This window comes from Microtetraspora malaysiensis (genome assembly GCF_050947145.1).
GTDB lineage: Bacteria > Actinomycetota > Actinomycetes > Streptosporangiales > Streptosporangiaceae > Microtetraspora_A > Microtetraspora_A malaysiensis.
In genome coordinates, this window is record NZ_CP191998.1 from 8,544,961 (window position 1) to 8,561,032 (window position 16,072).

The window sequence follows — 16,072 nt, forward strand, 5'->3', positions numbered from 1 at the left end:
CCACATGATGTGATGACCTGCATGAACGGCTCGAAACACCACGTTCCCAGCAATCCCGATCTGCTGGTCAAGATAGAGCAGAATCTGGCCGAGCATGCCTGTCACCTGCACCGTCACATGAAGGGCTCGACCGTCACGGAGACGGACGACCTCCTCATCGCCGACAGCGGGCTTGACGACGACACTTTCAACATCGTCGCGGCGGCGCGTTTCACCCCGGACGCCGCTCCCGCACGCGTGGAGGCGACCGTACGCGCGCTGACCGCGACGGGTCGCCGCTTCTCCTGGTGGGTCGGCCCCGCGTCCACACCATCGGACCTCGGCTCGCTCCTGAGGAGCGCCGGTCTGGAGGCGTCCGAGACCGAGACGGGCATGTGGAGGGACCTACACGCCGACCTGCCGACGCCGCACGCCGACGGCCTGGACATCCGCCCGGTGACGACTCCGAAGCAACTCGCCGACTACGCGACGGTCCTGGCCGCGAACTGGGACCCTCCGGCCGCCACGGTGCGCCGGTTCTTCGCCGACGCCGCCGAGTGGGCCCTCGCGCCCGGCTGCCCCGCCCGGTACCTGGTCGGCTACGTGAGCGGCCGCCCGGTCTGCTCGGCCGAGGTCTTCCTGCACGCGGGGGTCGCCGGGATCTACAACATCGCGACGCTCGCGACCGACCGCCGGCGCGGCTACGGCGGCGCCGTCACCCTGGCCACCCTGCACACCGCGTACGACGAGGGCTGCCGCACCGCGGTCCTGCAGGCGTCCTCGGACGGTGAGCCCGTCTACCGCCGCCTCGGATTCGCGACGTGCGGCCGGTTCACCGAGTTCGCGGTCGCCCCGTCAGCTTCTCGGCCCTGAAGTGAAGGGCCGAGCGCGGGCGGCCGACCCGACCGCCGCAAAAGGAAAGCCCCGCCCATGTGGGCGGGGCAGAGGAGACCCGGCCGGGAGTTACGACGCCGAGGAAGCGCGCAGATCCCGCCGGAGCTCGTGCGGAAGGGCGAACCGCATGCTCTCCTTCACCGTCTCAACCTCTTCGACATCGGTGAAACCGTGCTCGGCGAGCCTGCGCAGCACGCCATCGACCAGCTCCTCGGGAACCGAGGCGCCGCTGGTGACGCCGACCGTGCCGACGCCGTCGAGCCACTCGTCCTGGATGAAGGAGGCGTCGTCCACCAGGTAGGACGCGGCGGCGCCGTAGTCCTTGGCCACCTCGACCAGCCGCTTGGAGTTGGACGAGTTGCCCGAGCCCACGACGATGACGAGCTGCGACTCCGCCGCGATCTGCTTGACCGCCGCCTGCCGGTTCGAGGTGGCGTAGCAGATGTCGTCGCTCGGCGGGTCGATCAGGTTCGGGAAGCGCTCGCGCAGCCGGGAGACCGTCTCGGTGGTCTCGTCGACGGACAAGGTGGTCTGCGACAGCCAGACGACGCGGTTCGGGTCGCGTACGGAGACCTGGTCCACCCCGTCGAGGCCGTCGACGAGCTGGATGTGCTCGGGAGCCTCACCCGCCGTGCCCTCGACCTCCTCGTGGCCCTCGTGGCCGATGAGCAGGATGTCGTAGTCCTTGGCGGCGAAACGCTTGGCCTCGTTGTGCACCTTCGTGACGAGCGGGCAGGTCGCGTCGACGGTGCGGAGCTGCCGCGCGGCGGCCTCGTCGTGGACGCTGGGGGCCACGCCGTGGGCTGAGAACACCACGATCGCGCCCTCCGGCACCTCCTCCGTCTCTTCGACGAAGATCGCGCCGCGCGCCTCCAGAGTCCGGACCACGTGAGTGTTGTGGACGATCTGCTTGCGTACGTAGATGGGCGCTCCGTACTGGTCAAGCGCCTTCTCCACCGCCTCGACAGCGCGGTCCACTCCCGCACAATAGCCGCGCGGCTTGGCAACCAGGACACGACGGGCGGGGGTATATGGCTCCATGTTCCTATGCTATGTGGAGCGTCAGCCGCCTCTTGACCTCTCCCGCATCATCCGAAAACGACTCCGCTGGAGCTGCGATGTCCCTCTTCAGAGCACTCACCAAGCCTCTCCGTAGCCTCTTCAGAAGGGGTGATGAGCTCAAGGACGAGCTGAAGGACAAGGCCAAGGACCTGCCCGCGACCGCGTTGCAGACCACCATCAGCGGGGTGGGACAGGCCCTTCTGATCGGGGACCAGGTCCGTTCCACGATAAAGCGGATCACCACGTCCGAGGGTGAGGAGGCCCCGGCGACCACGGCGGAGGAGCCCGCCGCGGAGGAGGAGCGCCCCGCCCGCCGTGAGCCGGTCATCTTCGCTCCGCGCCCGTCCGCGAAGGGGGCGCCCGAGCCCGACGGCTCCGCGCCCGCGGAGGAGCGCGTTTCCCCGGCCCCCGCCGAGAAGGCGGAGTGGGAGGCCCCGGCGGTCGAGAAGCCCGCTGAGAAGCCCGCTGAGAAGCCTGTCGAGAAGGTGGCCGAGAAGCCCGCGCCGGAGAAGGCCCGTACCCCGGAGGCCCCCGCCGCCGAGAAGCCGGCCGCTGCTCCCGCGGCCGAGCCCGCCCCTGAGAAGCCCGCCGCGGCTCCCAAGGCCGCCGCGCCCGCCAAGCCCGTGGAGAAGCCGAAGCCCGAGGCCGCCAAGCCCGCCGCGAAGCGCGCGCCCGCGAAGCCGCGCCCGAAGAAGGCCGCCGAGGCCGCGGCGGAGGCCGAGCCCGCGGCGCCCAAGCCGCGCGCGAAGAAGAAGGCGGCCGCCACTGCAGCCGCGGAGGGCGTGGCGCACGAGGGCGGCGCCGAGCCGTACCCCGGGTACGCCGGGCTGTCCCTCGCGTCGCTGCGCGCCCGGATGCGCGGCAAGTCCGCCGACCAGATGCGCGAGCTGATCGCGTACGAGAAGGGGACGACCAACCGCGACGACGTGGTCCGCATGTACGAGACGCGCCTGGCCAAGATCGAAGCCGAGTCCTGAGTGAGCGCGAAGACCTCTCCCGAGGAGCCGCTTCCGATCCGCTCGGTGCTCCAGATGGTGGCGCAGTGGATCAACCGGCTGGGCACCGTCTGGGTCGAAGGGCAGATCACCGAGCTGACCGCCCGAGGAGGAACCGTCTTCCTCACCCTCCGTGACCCGGTGGCCAACGTCTCGGCCCGGGTGACCTGCACGCGAGCCGTGTACGAGGCGAGCCTCCCCCGGCCCGTGGACGGGGCGCGGGTCGTCGTGCACGTCAAGCCGGACTTCTGGGTGAACAAGGGGTCTTTCGCCTTCACCGCGATGGAGATCCGGCCGGTCGGCGTCGGCGAGCTGCTGGCCCGGCTGGAACGGCTGCGCCGGCTCATCGTCGCCGAGGGGCTCACGAACGCCGACCGCAAGCGGCGGCTGCCCTTTCTCCCCTCGACGATCGGGCTCGTCTGCGGCCGGGACTCGGCCGCCGAGCGCGACGTCATCGAGAACGCCCGCCGCCGCTGGCCCGCCGTGCGGTTCAAGGTGGAGCCGGTGGCGGTGCAGGGGCAGTACGCCGTGGGCGAGGTCACCGAAGCGCTGCGCAAGCTGGACGCGGACCGCGAGGTCGACGTGATCATCGTCACGCGCGGCGGCGGCTCCCTGGAGGACCTGCTGCCGTTCTCGGACGAGTCCCTGGTGCGTGCCGTCGCGGCCTGCCGTACGCCCGTCGTGAGCGCGATCGGGCACGAGCAGGACAGCCCGCTGATCGACCTCGTGGCGGACGTACGCGCCTCCACCCCCACGGACGCCGCCAAGAAGGTGGTGCCGGACGTCGGCGAGCAGCTCGCGCTGGTACGCCAGCTCAGAGATCGCGGCCGGCGCGTGCTGGGCGGCTGGCTCGACCGGGAGATCTCCTGGTTGCGCTCGGTCCAGTCCCGGCCCTCCCTGGCGGACCCCGTACGCGAGCTCGACCGCCGGGCGGAGCAGGTGGACGCGCTGCGCGAGCGGGCCCGGCGCTGCCTGGGTTCCTCCCTGGACCGCTCGGCCGACTCGCTCGAACACCTGCGTGCCCGCCTCGTCGCGCTGTCCCCGGCGGCGACGATGGAGCGGGGCTACGCGATCGTGCAGCGCCCCTCCGGAGAGGTCGTACGGCTCGCGGGCGAGGTCAAGCCCGGCGACGAGCTGACGATCCGTTTCCCCGACGACCGGGTCGGGGTGACGGCGACGTCCACGTGAGACCCAGTTAGGGAGTGTCTGACAAATGCTGCCCGTAGCGAGCGCGGATCCAGACGGATGCATCGCAAGGCGGAGGAGGAGGCCGTAGCGGAGCCTACGGCCGACAATCCCGGGCCCCGCGGAAAGTCCGAGCCTGCGAGGACTTTCCGCGGGTGGGGCGTCAACGCAGCGAGGCGCCGTCTGGGCCGCGCGCAGCAGGGCTTGATTTGTCAGACACGACCTAGCGCTCAACGAAGCCGTGGCCCGCGTGGAGGCCCATGCCGTCCGATGTGACGTGCGGGTGTCCACGCGGGCCACGCCGTTCTCCGGCGCCACGCCATGAGCGCGTCCAGGATCGCCCTGCCGTGTCCCCGGCGCCGGAACGCCGGGTCGTGGCCGCCGATTACCCCGACCTGTCGTACGCGGACTCTAGGGTGGGGGACGTGGCAGACGAGAAGGCATCCCCCGAGCAGACGACCTCCGACCAGGCGCCCGACGCGGAGCAGACTCTCTCCTACGAGAAAGCCCGCGAGGAGCTGACCGACGTGGTTCGGCGGCTGGAGACCGGCGGGCTCACGCTGGAGCAGTCCATCGAGCTGTGGGAGCGGGGCGAACGGCTGGCCGCGATCTGCGAGGAGTGGCTCCAGGGCGCCCGGGTCAAGCTGGCGGCGGCCATGGCGCAGCGCCAGGAGCCCCAGGAGGAGACACCCTTCTGACGCACCCCTGACGCCCTTCTGGACGCGCTTCAGGCCCCTTTCCGACGCCTTTGGGGCGCTTTTCCAAGGCGACGCACGGCCGGTTGCGGGGCGGGGCCGCGGTGGCCGGTTACGGCGTGCGGCCGTCCCGGGTCAGTTCGCGGGCTTGGGCTGCACCACCAGGGACGCGGCGAGCGCGGTCAGCTCGTCCCAGTCGGCCGATCCGGTAACCACGACCGTGTGATCCGGGAGCACCCGGATCAGCGACCGCTGGTTCTTGTCCTGGCGGAACCGCTCCTCCCAGGCCGTGCCGTTGATCTGCCGGGTGCCGGTGGCCTTGTCGGAGTTGGCCATCCGGTTGGCGAACTCGGCGAACGGCTGCTCGTTGCTCTGCGCCACCATGGCGTGCATCCGCTTCTTGGTGGCGAAACCCAGCCGCCACGTGACGACGTCGGACTTCTGGGTGATCTGGGAGCTGGTCGGCACCCAGTCGGGAAGTACGTCCTTGGGCGTCTCGACGGTGTACGACGCGGCGCGCGCGGCGTTGACCTTGTCGATCGAGAAATCGATGCGTGGGATGTGCTCGTTCTTGCCGTTCGGCATGAAAAAGAGGATCAACGAGCCGGCGGCCAGGCAAACGATCAGGGCGAACGCGTAGCCGTAGAAGCCCTCAGTGAATCGGCGCACGTCAGGGGAGCCTACCGGCAGCGGGCCACCATGCGGACAAGCGCGATACTTCCGCAACATCCCGTTATGAGAAGAACGTGACCTGACGGGGAATCACTTTCCGAGGCGAACGCTCAACCGGGAGGTACGCGTTGACGGCTACGGTACGAACGCCGGACGGAAGGAAACTCGCGGTCGACGAGAAGGGCCGGCCGGGCGGCAGCCCGGTCTTCCTGATGCACGGGACGCCCGGCAGCAGGGTCGGGCCGTTGCCCCGCCCCTCCGTCCTCTACCGCCTCGGGATCCGGCTGATCAGCTACGACCGGCCCGGATACGGCGGATCCGACCGGAAGTTCGGCCGGACCGTGGCCGACGCGACCGAGGACGTGTCCGCGATCGCCGACGCCCTCGGCATCGACCAGTTCGCCGTCGCCGGGCGCTCAGGCGGCGCTCCGCACGCGCTGGCCTGTGCCGCGCTCCTGCCCGAGCGCACGACCAGGGTGGCCGCCCTGGTCCCGCTGGCGCCGCGCGCGGCCGAAGGGCTCGACTGGTTCAAGGGCATGTCACAGTCCAACATCACCGAGTTCGCCGCGGCGGCCCGCGGACACCAGGCGGTCGCCGAGCTCCTGTCGTCGGCCGTCGCCCAGGTACGGGAGGACCCCACCCGCCTGGTCCCCGAGGTCACCACCGACCTACCCGAGCCAGACCGCCACGTCGTCGCCGACTACGGGATCCGGCGAATGCTGGCCGGCAACTTCGCCGAGGCGCTGAGACACTCCGAGGCCGGCTGGGTGGACGACGACCTGGCCTTCAACGCCCCGTGGGGCTTCGACCCGGCGACCATCGCCGTGCCCACCATGCTGTGGCATGGCGATGAGGACATCTTCTCCCCTGCGGGGCACGCGCGCTGGCTAGGCGAGCGCATCCCGGGCGCGACCGTGGTCATCGAGTCGGGTGCCGCCCATTTCGCCGCGTTGCCCGCCCTGCCGGACATCCTGACCTGGCTGGCCACATCCCGGCTGCCGGAGGGAGGCGTCAGAACGGCTGCGGTTCCAGATCCCGGTTGAGCCGTCGCCCCTGCCTGACATCCGCCACTGAGGGATGGTTCTCTCCGAGGACCCGGGCCATGGTCGCCAGTATCCGCCTCTGGGCGAGGTTCGCCTCCTCAAGGCGCCCCTCCGACCTCAGGGTGATCGACAGGTTCGCCTCGCAGGCCAGCGTGTCCGGGTGCTCCTCCCCCAGCTTCGCGCGCAGGCTCTGCAGGGTGGTCCGCTCCAGCGCCTCGGCCTCCTCGGTGAGACCGGCCTCCCCGAGGCAGTTGGCCAGGTTGATGGCCGCGGAGAGCGCGAACGGGTGGCTGTCGCCGAGCCGCCGCAGCCCCTCGTACGCTCGCCGGGCCGCCTCGGTCGCCCCAGCCACGTCGCCCGTGCCGCGCCGGTAGATCGCCACGTTGTTGAGCGCGATCAGCGTGCCAGGATGCGACTCGCCGAGGTCCTCCCGGTAGATGTTCATGATGCCGCCCGCCATCTCCAGCGCCCCGGCCTTGTCGCCGAGCGCCGACAGGCAGCAGGCGAGTTCGAGGGTCGCCGCCAGCGCGTCAGGGGTTCCCGGATAACGCTCCCGGTACCGTTCCTCCGTCTCCTGGGCCATCTGCCACGCTTCCTGTTGCGCGCCGGACCGGCGTAGCGACACCGCGAGGCTCTTGGCCGCGCGCAGCGTGTCCATGAAGCCCTCCCCCAGCGACTCGCGGTACTGCTGCAGCGTGGTGCGCAGCAGCTCGGCCGACTCTCGGTAGCGGCCGATCTCCCGCAGGTCACGGGCGAGGTGGGTGGCAGAGAACAGTGTGTACGGATGTGTCGGGCCGAGCACCTCCCTGCGCAGGTGCAGGGTCTTCTCGTCGCGGGCACGCGCGTTGACCCCGTCGCCGACGAGCCTGTAGGACAGCGCGAGATTGTGGGCCGCGGAAAGGGTCTTGTAGTACTCCTCGCCGTACAGCTGCTTCCACATCTCGTAGGTCGCCAGGTCCATCTCCAGCGAGCGTTCGTACTCGCCGAGCGCGCGCAGGTCGGCTGCGAGCCCGCCCGCGGTCATCAGGGTGTGCGGGTGTTCCTCGCCCACCACCTCCCGCTGGCGTTCGAGCGTCCACTCGTCCAGATCCCTGGCCTCCTGGTAGAGCCCCTGGGAACGCTGGACGTTGGCGATGTTGAACAGCAGGTGCAGGCGCTGCCGCTCGTCCCTGCCGAACGTCTCCTCCCAGTAGTTGGCCAGGTAGTCGCCGAGGCTCAGCGCGGCCTCCAGGTCGCCGCGCTTCCACAGGTAGCGCACCCGGTCGGTGAGTAGCCGCCGGACCGGTTCCTCCTGGCACTCGGTGGCCCGCGACGGCTGCAGGTGCTGCCAGATGCGGTCGAATCGGATCCAGTTCTCCGGGTCGTCCACGTCGCCCTGGTTCGGCCGCGCCCTCTCCAGGACGCGGTGGACCACATGGCACGCTTCGTCCTGCTCATCCTGGGTCATCTGGCCGCGGATCACGGCCTGGACGAGCCGGTGCACCTGGATGGTGTTGTTGGCTTGGTCCACCTTTGCCAGCGCGAACCGGCCGATCTCCCGGATGACCCGCCCGAGCACGAGTTTCTCCTGAAGCGCCTCGTCGTACGGCAGGAGCGAGCGCATCATCTCGTCGCTGTAGAGCAGCTGCATCGAGATCGGCTCGGGGGCGAAGAACGCGCAGAGCTGGAGCAGCCGGACCGACGCGGGCGAGGTCTCGCGCAGCTTGTTCAGCGACAGGTTCCAGGTCGCCGCCACCGGGTGCGGATAGTCGGCGGGCTGGCCGAGCGACAGCACCCGCGCGGTCTCCGTCTTGAGCTGTTCGAGGAACGTCACGGCCGGCATGCCCGTCTCGGCCAGCCAGGCTGCCGCCTGTTCGACCGCGAGCGGCAGGTAACCCAGCTCCTCGGCGATCTCGAGCGCGTCGGACTCGGCCAGCCCCGGCACCCGCCGGCTCAGGTGCTCCAGGCTCTCGTCCTGGCTGAAGACATCCACTTCGAGGGGCGCGGCGACCCTCGACCAGGACTGGTTGCGTGATGTGACCAGGACATGGCCGGTCCCGCCCGGGAAGTAGCCGGTCATCTCCTCCGGATCACCTGCGTTGTCGAAGATCAGCAGCCAGCGAGCGTACGGCGTGCCGCGCCGCAGCGCCTCACGGACGGCGGTCACGACCTCGGCGACGTTGTCCCCCACGGGGATGCCGAGCTGCCGGGCCAGCTCTTCGAACGCGGAGTTGATCGAGTCGGTCTGCTCGGTCGACACCCACCAGACGAGGTCGTAGTCCGCCTTGAACCGGTGCGCGTACTCCAGGGCGACCTGGGTCTTGCCCACACCGCCGAGGCCGTACAGGGCCTGGGGAAGCACCACGGCGGCGTTGCCGCCGACGAGTTGGTCGCGCAGGGTCTCCAGTACGGCGCTGCGCCCGGTGAACGCGGCGTTCCGCGCGGAGACGTTCCACACCTGCGGCTCGCTTCCCGGGAAGCGCGCGCCAATGGCCGACACGTCGACAGCCATGGGCTCCTCGGACCCGTTGAGCACCTTCAGCAGCGTGCTCGCCGCGGACTTCTCCCCGATGCGGGTGAGGTCGGTCAGCGCGCGGTCGCCAAACGGCGAAGGGAAGCGTGCCTCCGAGACGCGGATCGGGACCAGCTCACCCCGGCCCGCTGAATCGGCGGCGGTCAGCCTGGACCAGATCGAGGCGGCGCCGGGCACCCGCAGGAAGGCGTTGGAGAGCACGGTGATCACCCGTGCCGCGTCCGCGTGCGGCTCGGGCGCTCCTTCCATGTCGATTCCGGTGAGCACGGCACGGTAGCCGTGGCGTTCCAGGACCGCAGCGATCCAGTCGGCCCACATCCGGTCCTCGGACGCGTAATAGAGGTGCACGTCGGTGTGCAGCCCGGCGTGCCTGCGAACGAACAGATCGAGATGCCGTATTCGGAGTGCTTCGTCCATCGGCGGAAACGACGGGACCGCCCCGCTGGTGATCGCGGAGGTGAGCCGTTCGAACGCGGCGAGCATCGACCCGGGGCGATTCGGCTCGTCACCGAACGTGGCCAGCGTCTCCTCGAAGGCGTAGAAGGGCATGTACGGCACCTCGACCGCGCCCCAGTAGTGGTTGCGGTCCTCGGCGGACATCCCATTGGGGAACCGGTCGAACTTCCGGCGGGCGAGGCTGCGGCCCGCGTCGCACTTCTCCTTCTCGCCGATGTCCACCCGCATCGGGACGGGCAGGATCCGGATGTCCCTGGCGCGGTAACGCTCGTCGATGTGCCTGGCGACCGCCGACGCGCCGTCGATGCCCTGGTCGGACAAGGTGAAGCAGGTGACGAGGACGTCCGGCATCTGGACGGTGCAGATCTCCGCGATGTCGCTCAGGCCGGTACGGCTGTCGATGAGGGTGTAGTCGTAGCACTCCTTCATGTCGGCGCGCAGTGCGTCGAAGAACTGGCCGCCACCCTGCCGGTCATAGAAGTTGTCCCAGTCGAAATTGGACACCAGGGAGGAGTAGTCCCGGTTCTGCCGCCCCGCGAAGATGAGGTCGAGCGTGCCTCCCTCGGGGAAATGCGCCCAGTCGAGGGAGACGGCGTGCGGCTCGACCCGCGCGTACCCCCTGTGCCAGTCGCCCGGGCGTTCCTCGTTCCTGATGGCGGCCCACTGATAGTTGGTGATGAGGTCGATCACACCGGTGGTTGCGCCCGCGATCCCAGGTTCGAGAAAGGGCCGGAAGAATTTGTGCAGTCCCGGCGACTCGAGGTCCCAGTCGACGACCAGCACCCGCAGACCGCTGCTCGCCAGGATCCACGCCGCGTTGGCCAACGCCATCGTCCGCCCGGTGCCGCCCTTGTAGGAGTAGAAGGTGACGATCTGGCCCTCACTCATATGATCACTCCTCCGGCCCGATCAGCCTCGGCCTGTCGGTCGACGGCCCCGCCGGCGGATAGGCGGGAGCCCGCTTCAAGTAGTGCTGTGACGCCCTGTTCAGGACCTCTGGCAGCGTGTATCTGAACGAGTCGAGCGTGGGGACGTCGGGCACCGCCTCCGGCTCGGCGAGCTTGTTGCCGAGCGTCTCTCGCAGGCATGCCTTCAGCCGCGCCTCGTTGGCCATGGTCTGCGTGTCGTCCCTGTTCCAGGGCACCATCACGGTGATCCACCGGCGCCCGGGGAGGTCGATGCCCCGGAGGGATTCACGGCAGTCGTCCATGGTGGTGGCCCACGGATCGACGAGCATCACCGCGGGCGAGCGGGGCTCCTCCGCCGAGAGCGCCTCGGCGTGTTGGGCGAGCGCTCCCACTTCCGGCAGGTATCCACGCGCGCGGGCCAAATCCACCGCGTGGTCGGCCAGCGGGCGGGCCCCGTTGGACGTACGGAAGGGATCCCACTCCTGGGGCTTCCGCCCGTAGTGGTACGGCCTGCGGTCCGGAGGCAGGTGATCCTCGTCGGGGGCCAAGACCGTGACGGTGATCGGCCGTTCCGGGGTGTGGTCATCGAACGCGCTCGGCACGGCGGTGTAGTCAGGGATGTGCCCCCGGGGCATGGGCGAGCTCCGTGCGACGGCGACGATCCGTTTCGCCAGTTCCATGGTGGCGGCCTGGTAATGGGTCCGATACCTGGCCAGCTTCATGATCCCGTAGAAGCCCTCCTCGACGTAGCGCGTGCCAAGGTCGACGTGGTTGAACTGGATCGCCTGCGCAGCCGCGGGCATCGCGGTCAGCCGTACGGGGGTCCATATCGCGGGGACGATGGCGGCCGGAGTCGGCAGCCCCGGGTCGGAGCGGCCGCGACCGCGGTCCAGAAAGGCCGCCCACTCCTTGCCGCACTGCTCGCTCTCGAAGTAACGCGGGGAATAGAGCGGCACGAAGACACGGCAGGTGGAAAGGTGCTCCGAAATCTTCTCTTTCCAGTTGTCGCCTGTCCGTAATTCGCGATCCATGTATCCGGCCGCCCCCGAGGGGACCTCCGTCAGGTGCATGATGTGCTGGCAAAGCTCTCTGAAGAGCTTCTCCACCCACCGGTTGGAATCGGTGCCATCGGTGGCGTCATACGGCGGGACGTGCGCGTAACTCAGGAAGAAATACGGTTCATGGGCATCCCCGTCGGGTCGTGGCGCGGTCATTCGCCTCCTTCCCTCCGGGACACTCAACTATAGGAACCCGACCTACGTGAGAAAAGTCCCGAAAGGAAAGCTGCAAGGACGTTACCTTGCGTGGCGGACAGGCGTCAGCGATTCCCCGTGCGGATAATCCATTTGGCGTGATGGTCCCGCGCTGACCGTGCCGCCGCCACTTCGGCCGCCGGTGGGACGGGCTCGCTCAGCCAGGGCGTGACCGACCGCCGCATTCCCGCCACGAACAGGTCTCCCAACGGGGTCATCGCCCCGGAGGCCGCGAGCGTTTCAATGGCCTCCGCGGTGTGCGCGCGCCAGCGCGCGAAGTGCGTGTCTCCCTGGCCCGGGGCGCTCTGGCGGCGTACCCGCCAGAAGTCCGTGACCGCGACATGCGCGTAGGTGCCCTGGAGCAGCCCCTCAAGGGGGCGGGGATCGTCCCGCCAGGGCGCGTAGTAGAGCCGGTTGTCGCTCTCGTCGTAGAGGTCGAGAATGTCCAGCACAGCGCCCATCTTGACGTGCTGAAACTCATGGATCACAAGGAGCGCGAGCGTCGCGGGGTCCGCCGGCAGCGCGGCGGCGACCGCGCCGAAGGCGTGCCGCGCGGTGGAGCTCACGTCGCGTCCCGACGGTCCGGGCGCGAGTGGGGTCAGCGTGGTGAGCCCGGCCCGTAGCCCCGGCGCGTACGGCGCGTGCTCGGCATCGATCATCCGCCAGGCCTGCTCGAACATCTCCTGCCAGGCCGCCACATCCCGCTCACCGAGACGCGGCGCGGCGGCCCACTGGTGACGGTCGCGATAGGGGTCGGCGTCCTCCAGCGCGACGGAGAAGTCGCCCGCCTTGAGCCGCCACGTGGGCCGCCAGTCGCCCTGCTCGTTCCCCTCGACGGCGAACGAACCGCCCTCTACCACGAGCCGTGCCGTACGGCCGGAGAGCCCGTCGATCGTGCCGATCGAGGGCAGGTGCGCCGAGCCGTCACGGACCGCGATGTCGAGCGTGAGGTCGGTGCCCGCCCGGACGGCGGCCGCTGCGGCGATGTTGCGCAGGTGGTCCACATCGCCGCCATCGCGCAGGCACTCCGCCGCCCAGACCCGGACGTATGGGTGGGCCAGCACGGCCTCGACCGCCTCAGGATGATCGGCGTCGAGCCCGACCAGGGCGTCCCACGCCTCCGGGACGCTCCTGCCCGCCGCGCTCACCGCGGCGAGCAGCGCGCGGCGCACGCTGCGCTGCGTCTCCGCCAGCCGGGTCACATCGTCCTCCCCTCCATATCCCGCGGCGAGCGCGTCGACGGTGGAGTACGGAAGCGCGTGCGTCGGCATCGTGGTCCTGCCTCGGACATGGGTGATCAATTTAAGGAGGTCGGCGGTGAAAACGCTGGGGTTGGCGTATCCCGACCCGGTGCGATAGCGGTGGGCGTACAAGCCGCCGCCGCAGCTTTCCACCACGGGACAGGCACGGCAGGCGTCGCACAATCCGTCCAGCCCCAGTTGGCGGGCGGCGATCCCGGTGTGGCGGGCCACGTCGTCAAGCGTGTCGGTCAGGACGTGCAGCCCGGTCTCGGGCGCTCCCGCGAAGGCCGTCTTGAGCGAGTCCGCCTGCTCGTACGCGCCGTCGGTCTCGATGACGACCAGATCGGACGGCTGGAGGCCGAGCGACTCGGTCAGGCTCGGATCACCACGCGAGGTCCTGATGATCGACTCGAAGATCCTGACGTCGACCGTCCGGCCTGCGTCGAACCAGAGGTCAAAGATCGCGATCAGCCAGTCGGCGTACGCCGTAGGTGACGGTCGCGGCGGAGGGTTGTCCCAGGTCGCGTGTGGGAGCAGGAAGTCGACGCGCGGCGGCTGCAACTCGGCCAGGCCCCGGTAGACGGCGACGGGGTCGTTGGCGACGTCGATCGTGCAGAGCAGCCCCGCGTACAGCTCGGGACGCTCGCGGAGCAGGCCGACGGCCCTGACGACCTGGTCGTAACTGCTCCGGCCGTCGGCGTAGCGGCGGTGGCGGTCGTTGGCCGCCCGATCACCGTCAAGAGAGATCCCGACCTTGACATGGTGCTCCGCGAAGACGTCACAGAAGCGCTCGTCGAGCCGGACTCCATTGGTGTGGATCCGCAGATCGAGCTCGCAGAGGCCGTCGAGCCGCCCCCGCAGTTCTCTGGCGATCTCCCCGAGCCGCGCGGCGCCCACGAGGAGAGGCTCGCCACCGTGCAGCACGACGTGCACCCGCTCGATGCCGTGCTGTTTGACGTGCTCGGCGATGCGCAGCACCGACCCCGAGACGGTCTCGGGTGACATCGCGCGCGGACGGCCACGCCAGCTCTGATCCGCGTGCTCGTAGACGTAGCAGTGATCGCACGCCAGGTCACAACGGCTGTGGACCTTGAGCACGAACTGCCGGAACGGCACCAAGGGCCCGCTCACGGCGGCCCTCCTCAGGACAGATCCTCAGGTCAGATGGAGGAGTTGAAGGCGGCGACGGAAACGCGCTCGATATCCGGGGAGTCGGGGACCAGCCTGCGCACGACACGGTCGATTTCGGTCTCACGGACGAGGGACAGCGGAACTTCCCTGAGGTCCCTGATGTCTGAAGCAACGCCCGTCTGCTTCTCAGCGGCAGTTTTCATGGTCTTAACCGTTCAATGTGCAGGTAGCCCGGTGCGGACAGGTGTCGCGCCGGGCGCTAACGCGGTCACGCTATCGCCGAGGGCGACATCAGGTCCAGACAAGCTGCCAACTCTATTCGGTCGCCATCCGGTCGCTTGACTGAATCGCCAAACTTCGGACCGAAATTATCGAGTATTTCCCGACATAAGCCACCAAAAGGTGTTTAGGTTCCTTCTTCCTGGCATTTATCGTCAGCTATGAGAGGCACCCCACAGCATGTGCTCTCGAGAGATCGCCTCCTCGGCCTCATCCACGAAGTGCGCCCATTCGCTCTCCGTGGTGGGCCAGTCGGCCCGCGACACGATGGCGCCGACCTCGAGCGCGGCGATGGAGTACGCGTTCGCGAGCTGCTGGTGCTGGCGGGTCTGCAGCCACGCCACTCCGGCGGCGGCGACCGCGCCGAGAATGCCGGGCAGATCGAGGTCCAGCGCCTGCGCCGACTTCAACACCGCCGCGACCAGGCCGAATGCCTCAAGCAGGGCGAGCGCGATAAGCCACCGGCCCGCCTGCCGTTCGTGCCTGGTCGCCTTCGCGGCGTACCAGGCCCGCTGATCGTCGAGCCGCCCGATCATGTAGTGCCGCTTCCGCTCGTCGAGGGAGAGCGCCCGGACCTGGCGCATCCCCTCGGTCACCTGCGCGTCCGTGTCGGACACCGGGACCGGCGCGAACCCGTGCAGGGTCGCCGTGATCCCGCTGTACCTGCGCAGCAGGAGCTGGTCGGCGCCGTGATCGTTCTCGTCGACGTCGAAGGGCTGGCCCCCGACCAGGTATCTCCAGGCCAGGGTTTTGGCGGATTCGGCGGCCGCTCGGGCCTCGTACCACTGGCGCTCCGGTCGGGTCGTGAGCAGGTAGACCTCGGTCACGAGGGCCGCCCCCATCGCGCTCGCGGCGACCGTTCCCGCGGCGTCCAAACTTCCGATGACGACACTCAGCGAGCCGAAGATCGCGGCGATGACCAGGGACAGCAGCCGGACGGCTGTCGCGACGACCAGGCGGCGCTGGCCGGCCATCGCCGCCCGGTCGGCCGCCTTGTACAGCGCGGGGAATTCCGATTCGGGAAGCACATCCACGCTTTGAGGGGAACCGGAGGGGCAAATCGTGTCAAGACTGACAGCAAAGCGATGTGGAAGGACATCTCTCGGCTCATCGCGCCGGAGATCCGGGGCGAGGTCAGTGGATGCGGCCGATGAGGGTGAGCGCCTGCTCCGCGATCACGCGGGCGCGCTCCTCGTCCTCGGAGAGGGTCACCTCCTGGACGACGGCCGCGAGGGCGCCGGTGACGACGAGGACGAGGGCGTCCTCGTGCTCGAAGAGCGCCGCGCTGCGCCGGGTCCACTGGCGCAGCCGGTCCCGCATCACGACCTCGAACCCGGTCGGGCCGTCTCCGCGGAGGAACAGCGCGGTGAGGTCGCGCTCGGCGAGGCAGCCGTCGAGGTAGGCCCGGGCGCCGGCGAGAAACAGGGACATCGGCTCGGACGCGCCCCGGGACCTGGCCTCCTGGATGGCGTGCCGGGTCCGCTGCGTCTGCCGGCTCTGGAAATCTTCGAACAACGTCAGGTAAAGGTCGGCCTTCCCCGAAAAATGGTGATAAAGGCTGCCGACACTGGCCCCGGCCCGTGCCACCACATCTGTCACGCCGGTCTCGGCGAAACCGCAGGTGATGAAGGCCTCCCTGGCCGCTTCGAGGAGCGCGGTCCTTGTGGCGGCGCCCCGCTCCGACGTGCGGGCGGTGACCGACGGCTCCGTGTCGCTGCTCATTCGGCGACCATATCCCGCGCCGCCCGCCCGGCGTCGGCAGCGACG

Annotated in this window: 13 protein-coding genes; 5 read left to right on the forward strand and 8 right to left on the reverse strand. The window is 69.5% G+C overall.

All coding sequences use genetic code 11. The annotated features are described in order from the left end of the window. Positions 1-21: 21 nt before the first annotated feature. The gene (locus ACQP1V_RS39880) at positions 22-852 is read left to right on the forward strand and encodes a GNAT family N-acetyltransferase (protein WP_433416307.1); all 831 of its coding nucleotides are present in this window, start codon (positions 22-24) and stop codon (positions 850-852) included. Between the two features lie 90 nt (positions 853-942). On the opposite strand, the gene ACQP1V_RS39885 is transcribed toward ACQP1V_RS39880, so the two are convergent. Continuing rightward, complete coding sequence (locus tag ACQP1V_RS39885; protein WP_067135477.1) at positions 943-1,914, reverse strand: 4-hydroxy-3-methylbut-2-enyl diphosphate reductase; 972 nt, start codon at positions 1,912-1,914, stop codon at positions 943-945. Positions 1,915-1,991: 77 nt separating this feature from the next. Here ACQP1V_RS39885 and ACQP1V_RS39890 point away from each other — a divergent pair, with 77 nt between their 5' ends. The 3 genes from ACQP1V_RS39890 (at position 1,992) to ACQP1V_RS39900 (ending at position 4,813) form a co-directional block, all read left to right on the forward strand. Continuing rightward, a complete protein-coding gene (locus ACQP1V_RS39890) occupies positions 1,992-2,912 on the forward strand; it encodes a hypothetical protein (RefSeq protein ID WP_433416310.1) in 921 nt (306 codons plus the stop codon). Continuing rightward, a complete protein-coding gene (gene xseA / locus ACQP1V_RS39895) occupies positions 2,913-4,118 on the forward strand; it encodes an exodeoxyribonuclease VII large subunit (RefSeq protein ID WP_387409204.1) in 1,206 nt (401 codons plus the stop codon). Between the two features lie 422 nt (positions 4,119-4,540). After that, positions 4,541-4,813: an exodeoxyribonuclease VII small subunit gene (locus tag ACQP1V_RS39900; RefSeq protein WP_387409203.1), complete on the forward strand. Its 273-nt coding sequence runs from the start codon at positions 4,541-4,543 to the stop codon at positions 4,811-4,813. Positions 4,814-4,945: 132 nt separating this feature from the next. Here the strand turns inward: ACQP1V_RS39900 and ACQP1V_RS39905 are convergent, their stop codons facing one another. Next, positions 4,946-5,479 carry a DUF4245 domain-containing protein gene (locus ACQP1V_RS39905; protein ID WP_433416315.1) on the reverse strand — a complete coding sequence of 178 codons (534 nt, stop codon included), beginning with the start codon at positions 5,477-5,479 and terminating at the stop codon, positions 4,946-4,948. Between the two features lie 131 nt (positions 5,480-5,610). On the opposite strand from ACQP1V_RS39905, the gene ACQP1V_RS39910 reads away from it, so the two are divergent. Continuing rightward, entirely contained in the window at positions 5,611-6,525 is a 915-nt protein-coding gene (locus ACQP1V_RS39910; protein ID WP_433416318.1) for an alpha/beta fold hydrolase, read from the forward strand. Here the strand turns inward: ACQP1V_RS39910 and fxsT are convergent. The 6 genes from fxsT to ACQP1V_RS39940 all read right to left on the reverse strand — a co-directional run bounded on the left by fxsT (position 6,494) and on the right by ACQP1V_RS39940 (position 16,027). Continuing rightward, a complete protein-coding gene (gene fxsT, locus ACQP1V_RS39915) occupies positions 6,494-10,381 on the reverse strand; it encodes an FxSxx-COOH system tetratricopeptide repeat protein (protein WP_433416321.1) in 3,888 nt (1,295 codons plus the stop codon). The two genes, ACQP1V_RS39910 and fxsT, sit on opposite strands and share 32 nt — an antisense overlap. Positions 10,382-10,385: 4 nt before the next feature. Then, positions 10,386-11,615: a TIR-like protein FxsC gene (locus tag ACQP1V_RS39920; protein ID WP_433416324.1), complete on the reverse strand. Its 1,230-nt coding sequence runs from the start codon at positions 11,613-11,615 to the stop codon at positions 10,386-10,388. A 104-nt stretch (positions 11,616-11,719) separates the two neighbouring features. Further along, on the reverse strand, positions 11,720-14,026 hold the full coding sequence (locus ACQP1V_RS39925; protein WP_433416327.1) for an FxsB family cyclophane-forming radical SAM/SPASM peptide maturase: 2,307 nt from the start codon (positions 14,024-14,026) through the stop codon (positions 11,720-11,722). Between the two features lie 29 nt (positions 14,027-14,055). Further along, entirely contained in the window at positions 14,056-14,229 is a 174-nt protein-coding gene (locus tag ACQP1V_RS39930) for a hypothetical protein (protein ID WP_433416330.1), read from the reverse strand. A 231-nt stretch (positions 14,230-14,460) separates the two neighbouring features. After that, positions 14,461-15,339 (reverse strand): DUF4231 domain-containing protein, encoded by an 879-nt coding sequence (locus ACQP1V_RS39935; protein ID WP_433416332.1) that lies wholly within the window; start codon positions 15,337-15,339, stop codon positions 14,461-14,463. 100 nt (positions 15,340-15,439) lie between these two features. Further along, on the reverse strand, positions 15,440-16,027 hold the full coding sequence (locus tag ACQP1V_RS39940) for a TetR/AcrR family transcriptional regulator (RefSeq protein WP_433416335.1): 588 nt from the start codon (positions 16,025-16,027) through the stop codon (positions 15,440-15,442). Positions 16,028-16,072: the final 45 nt, after the last annotated feature.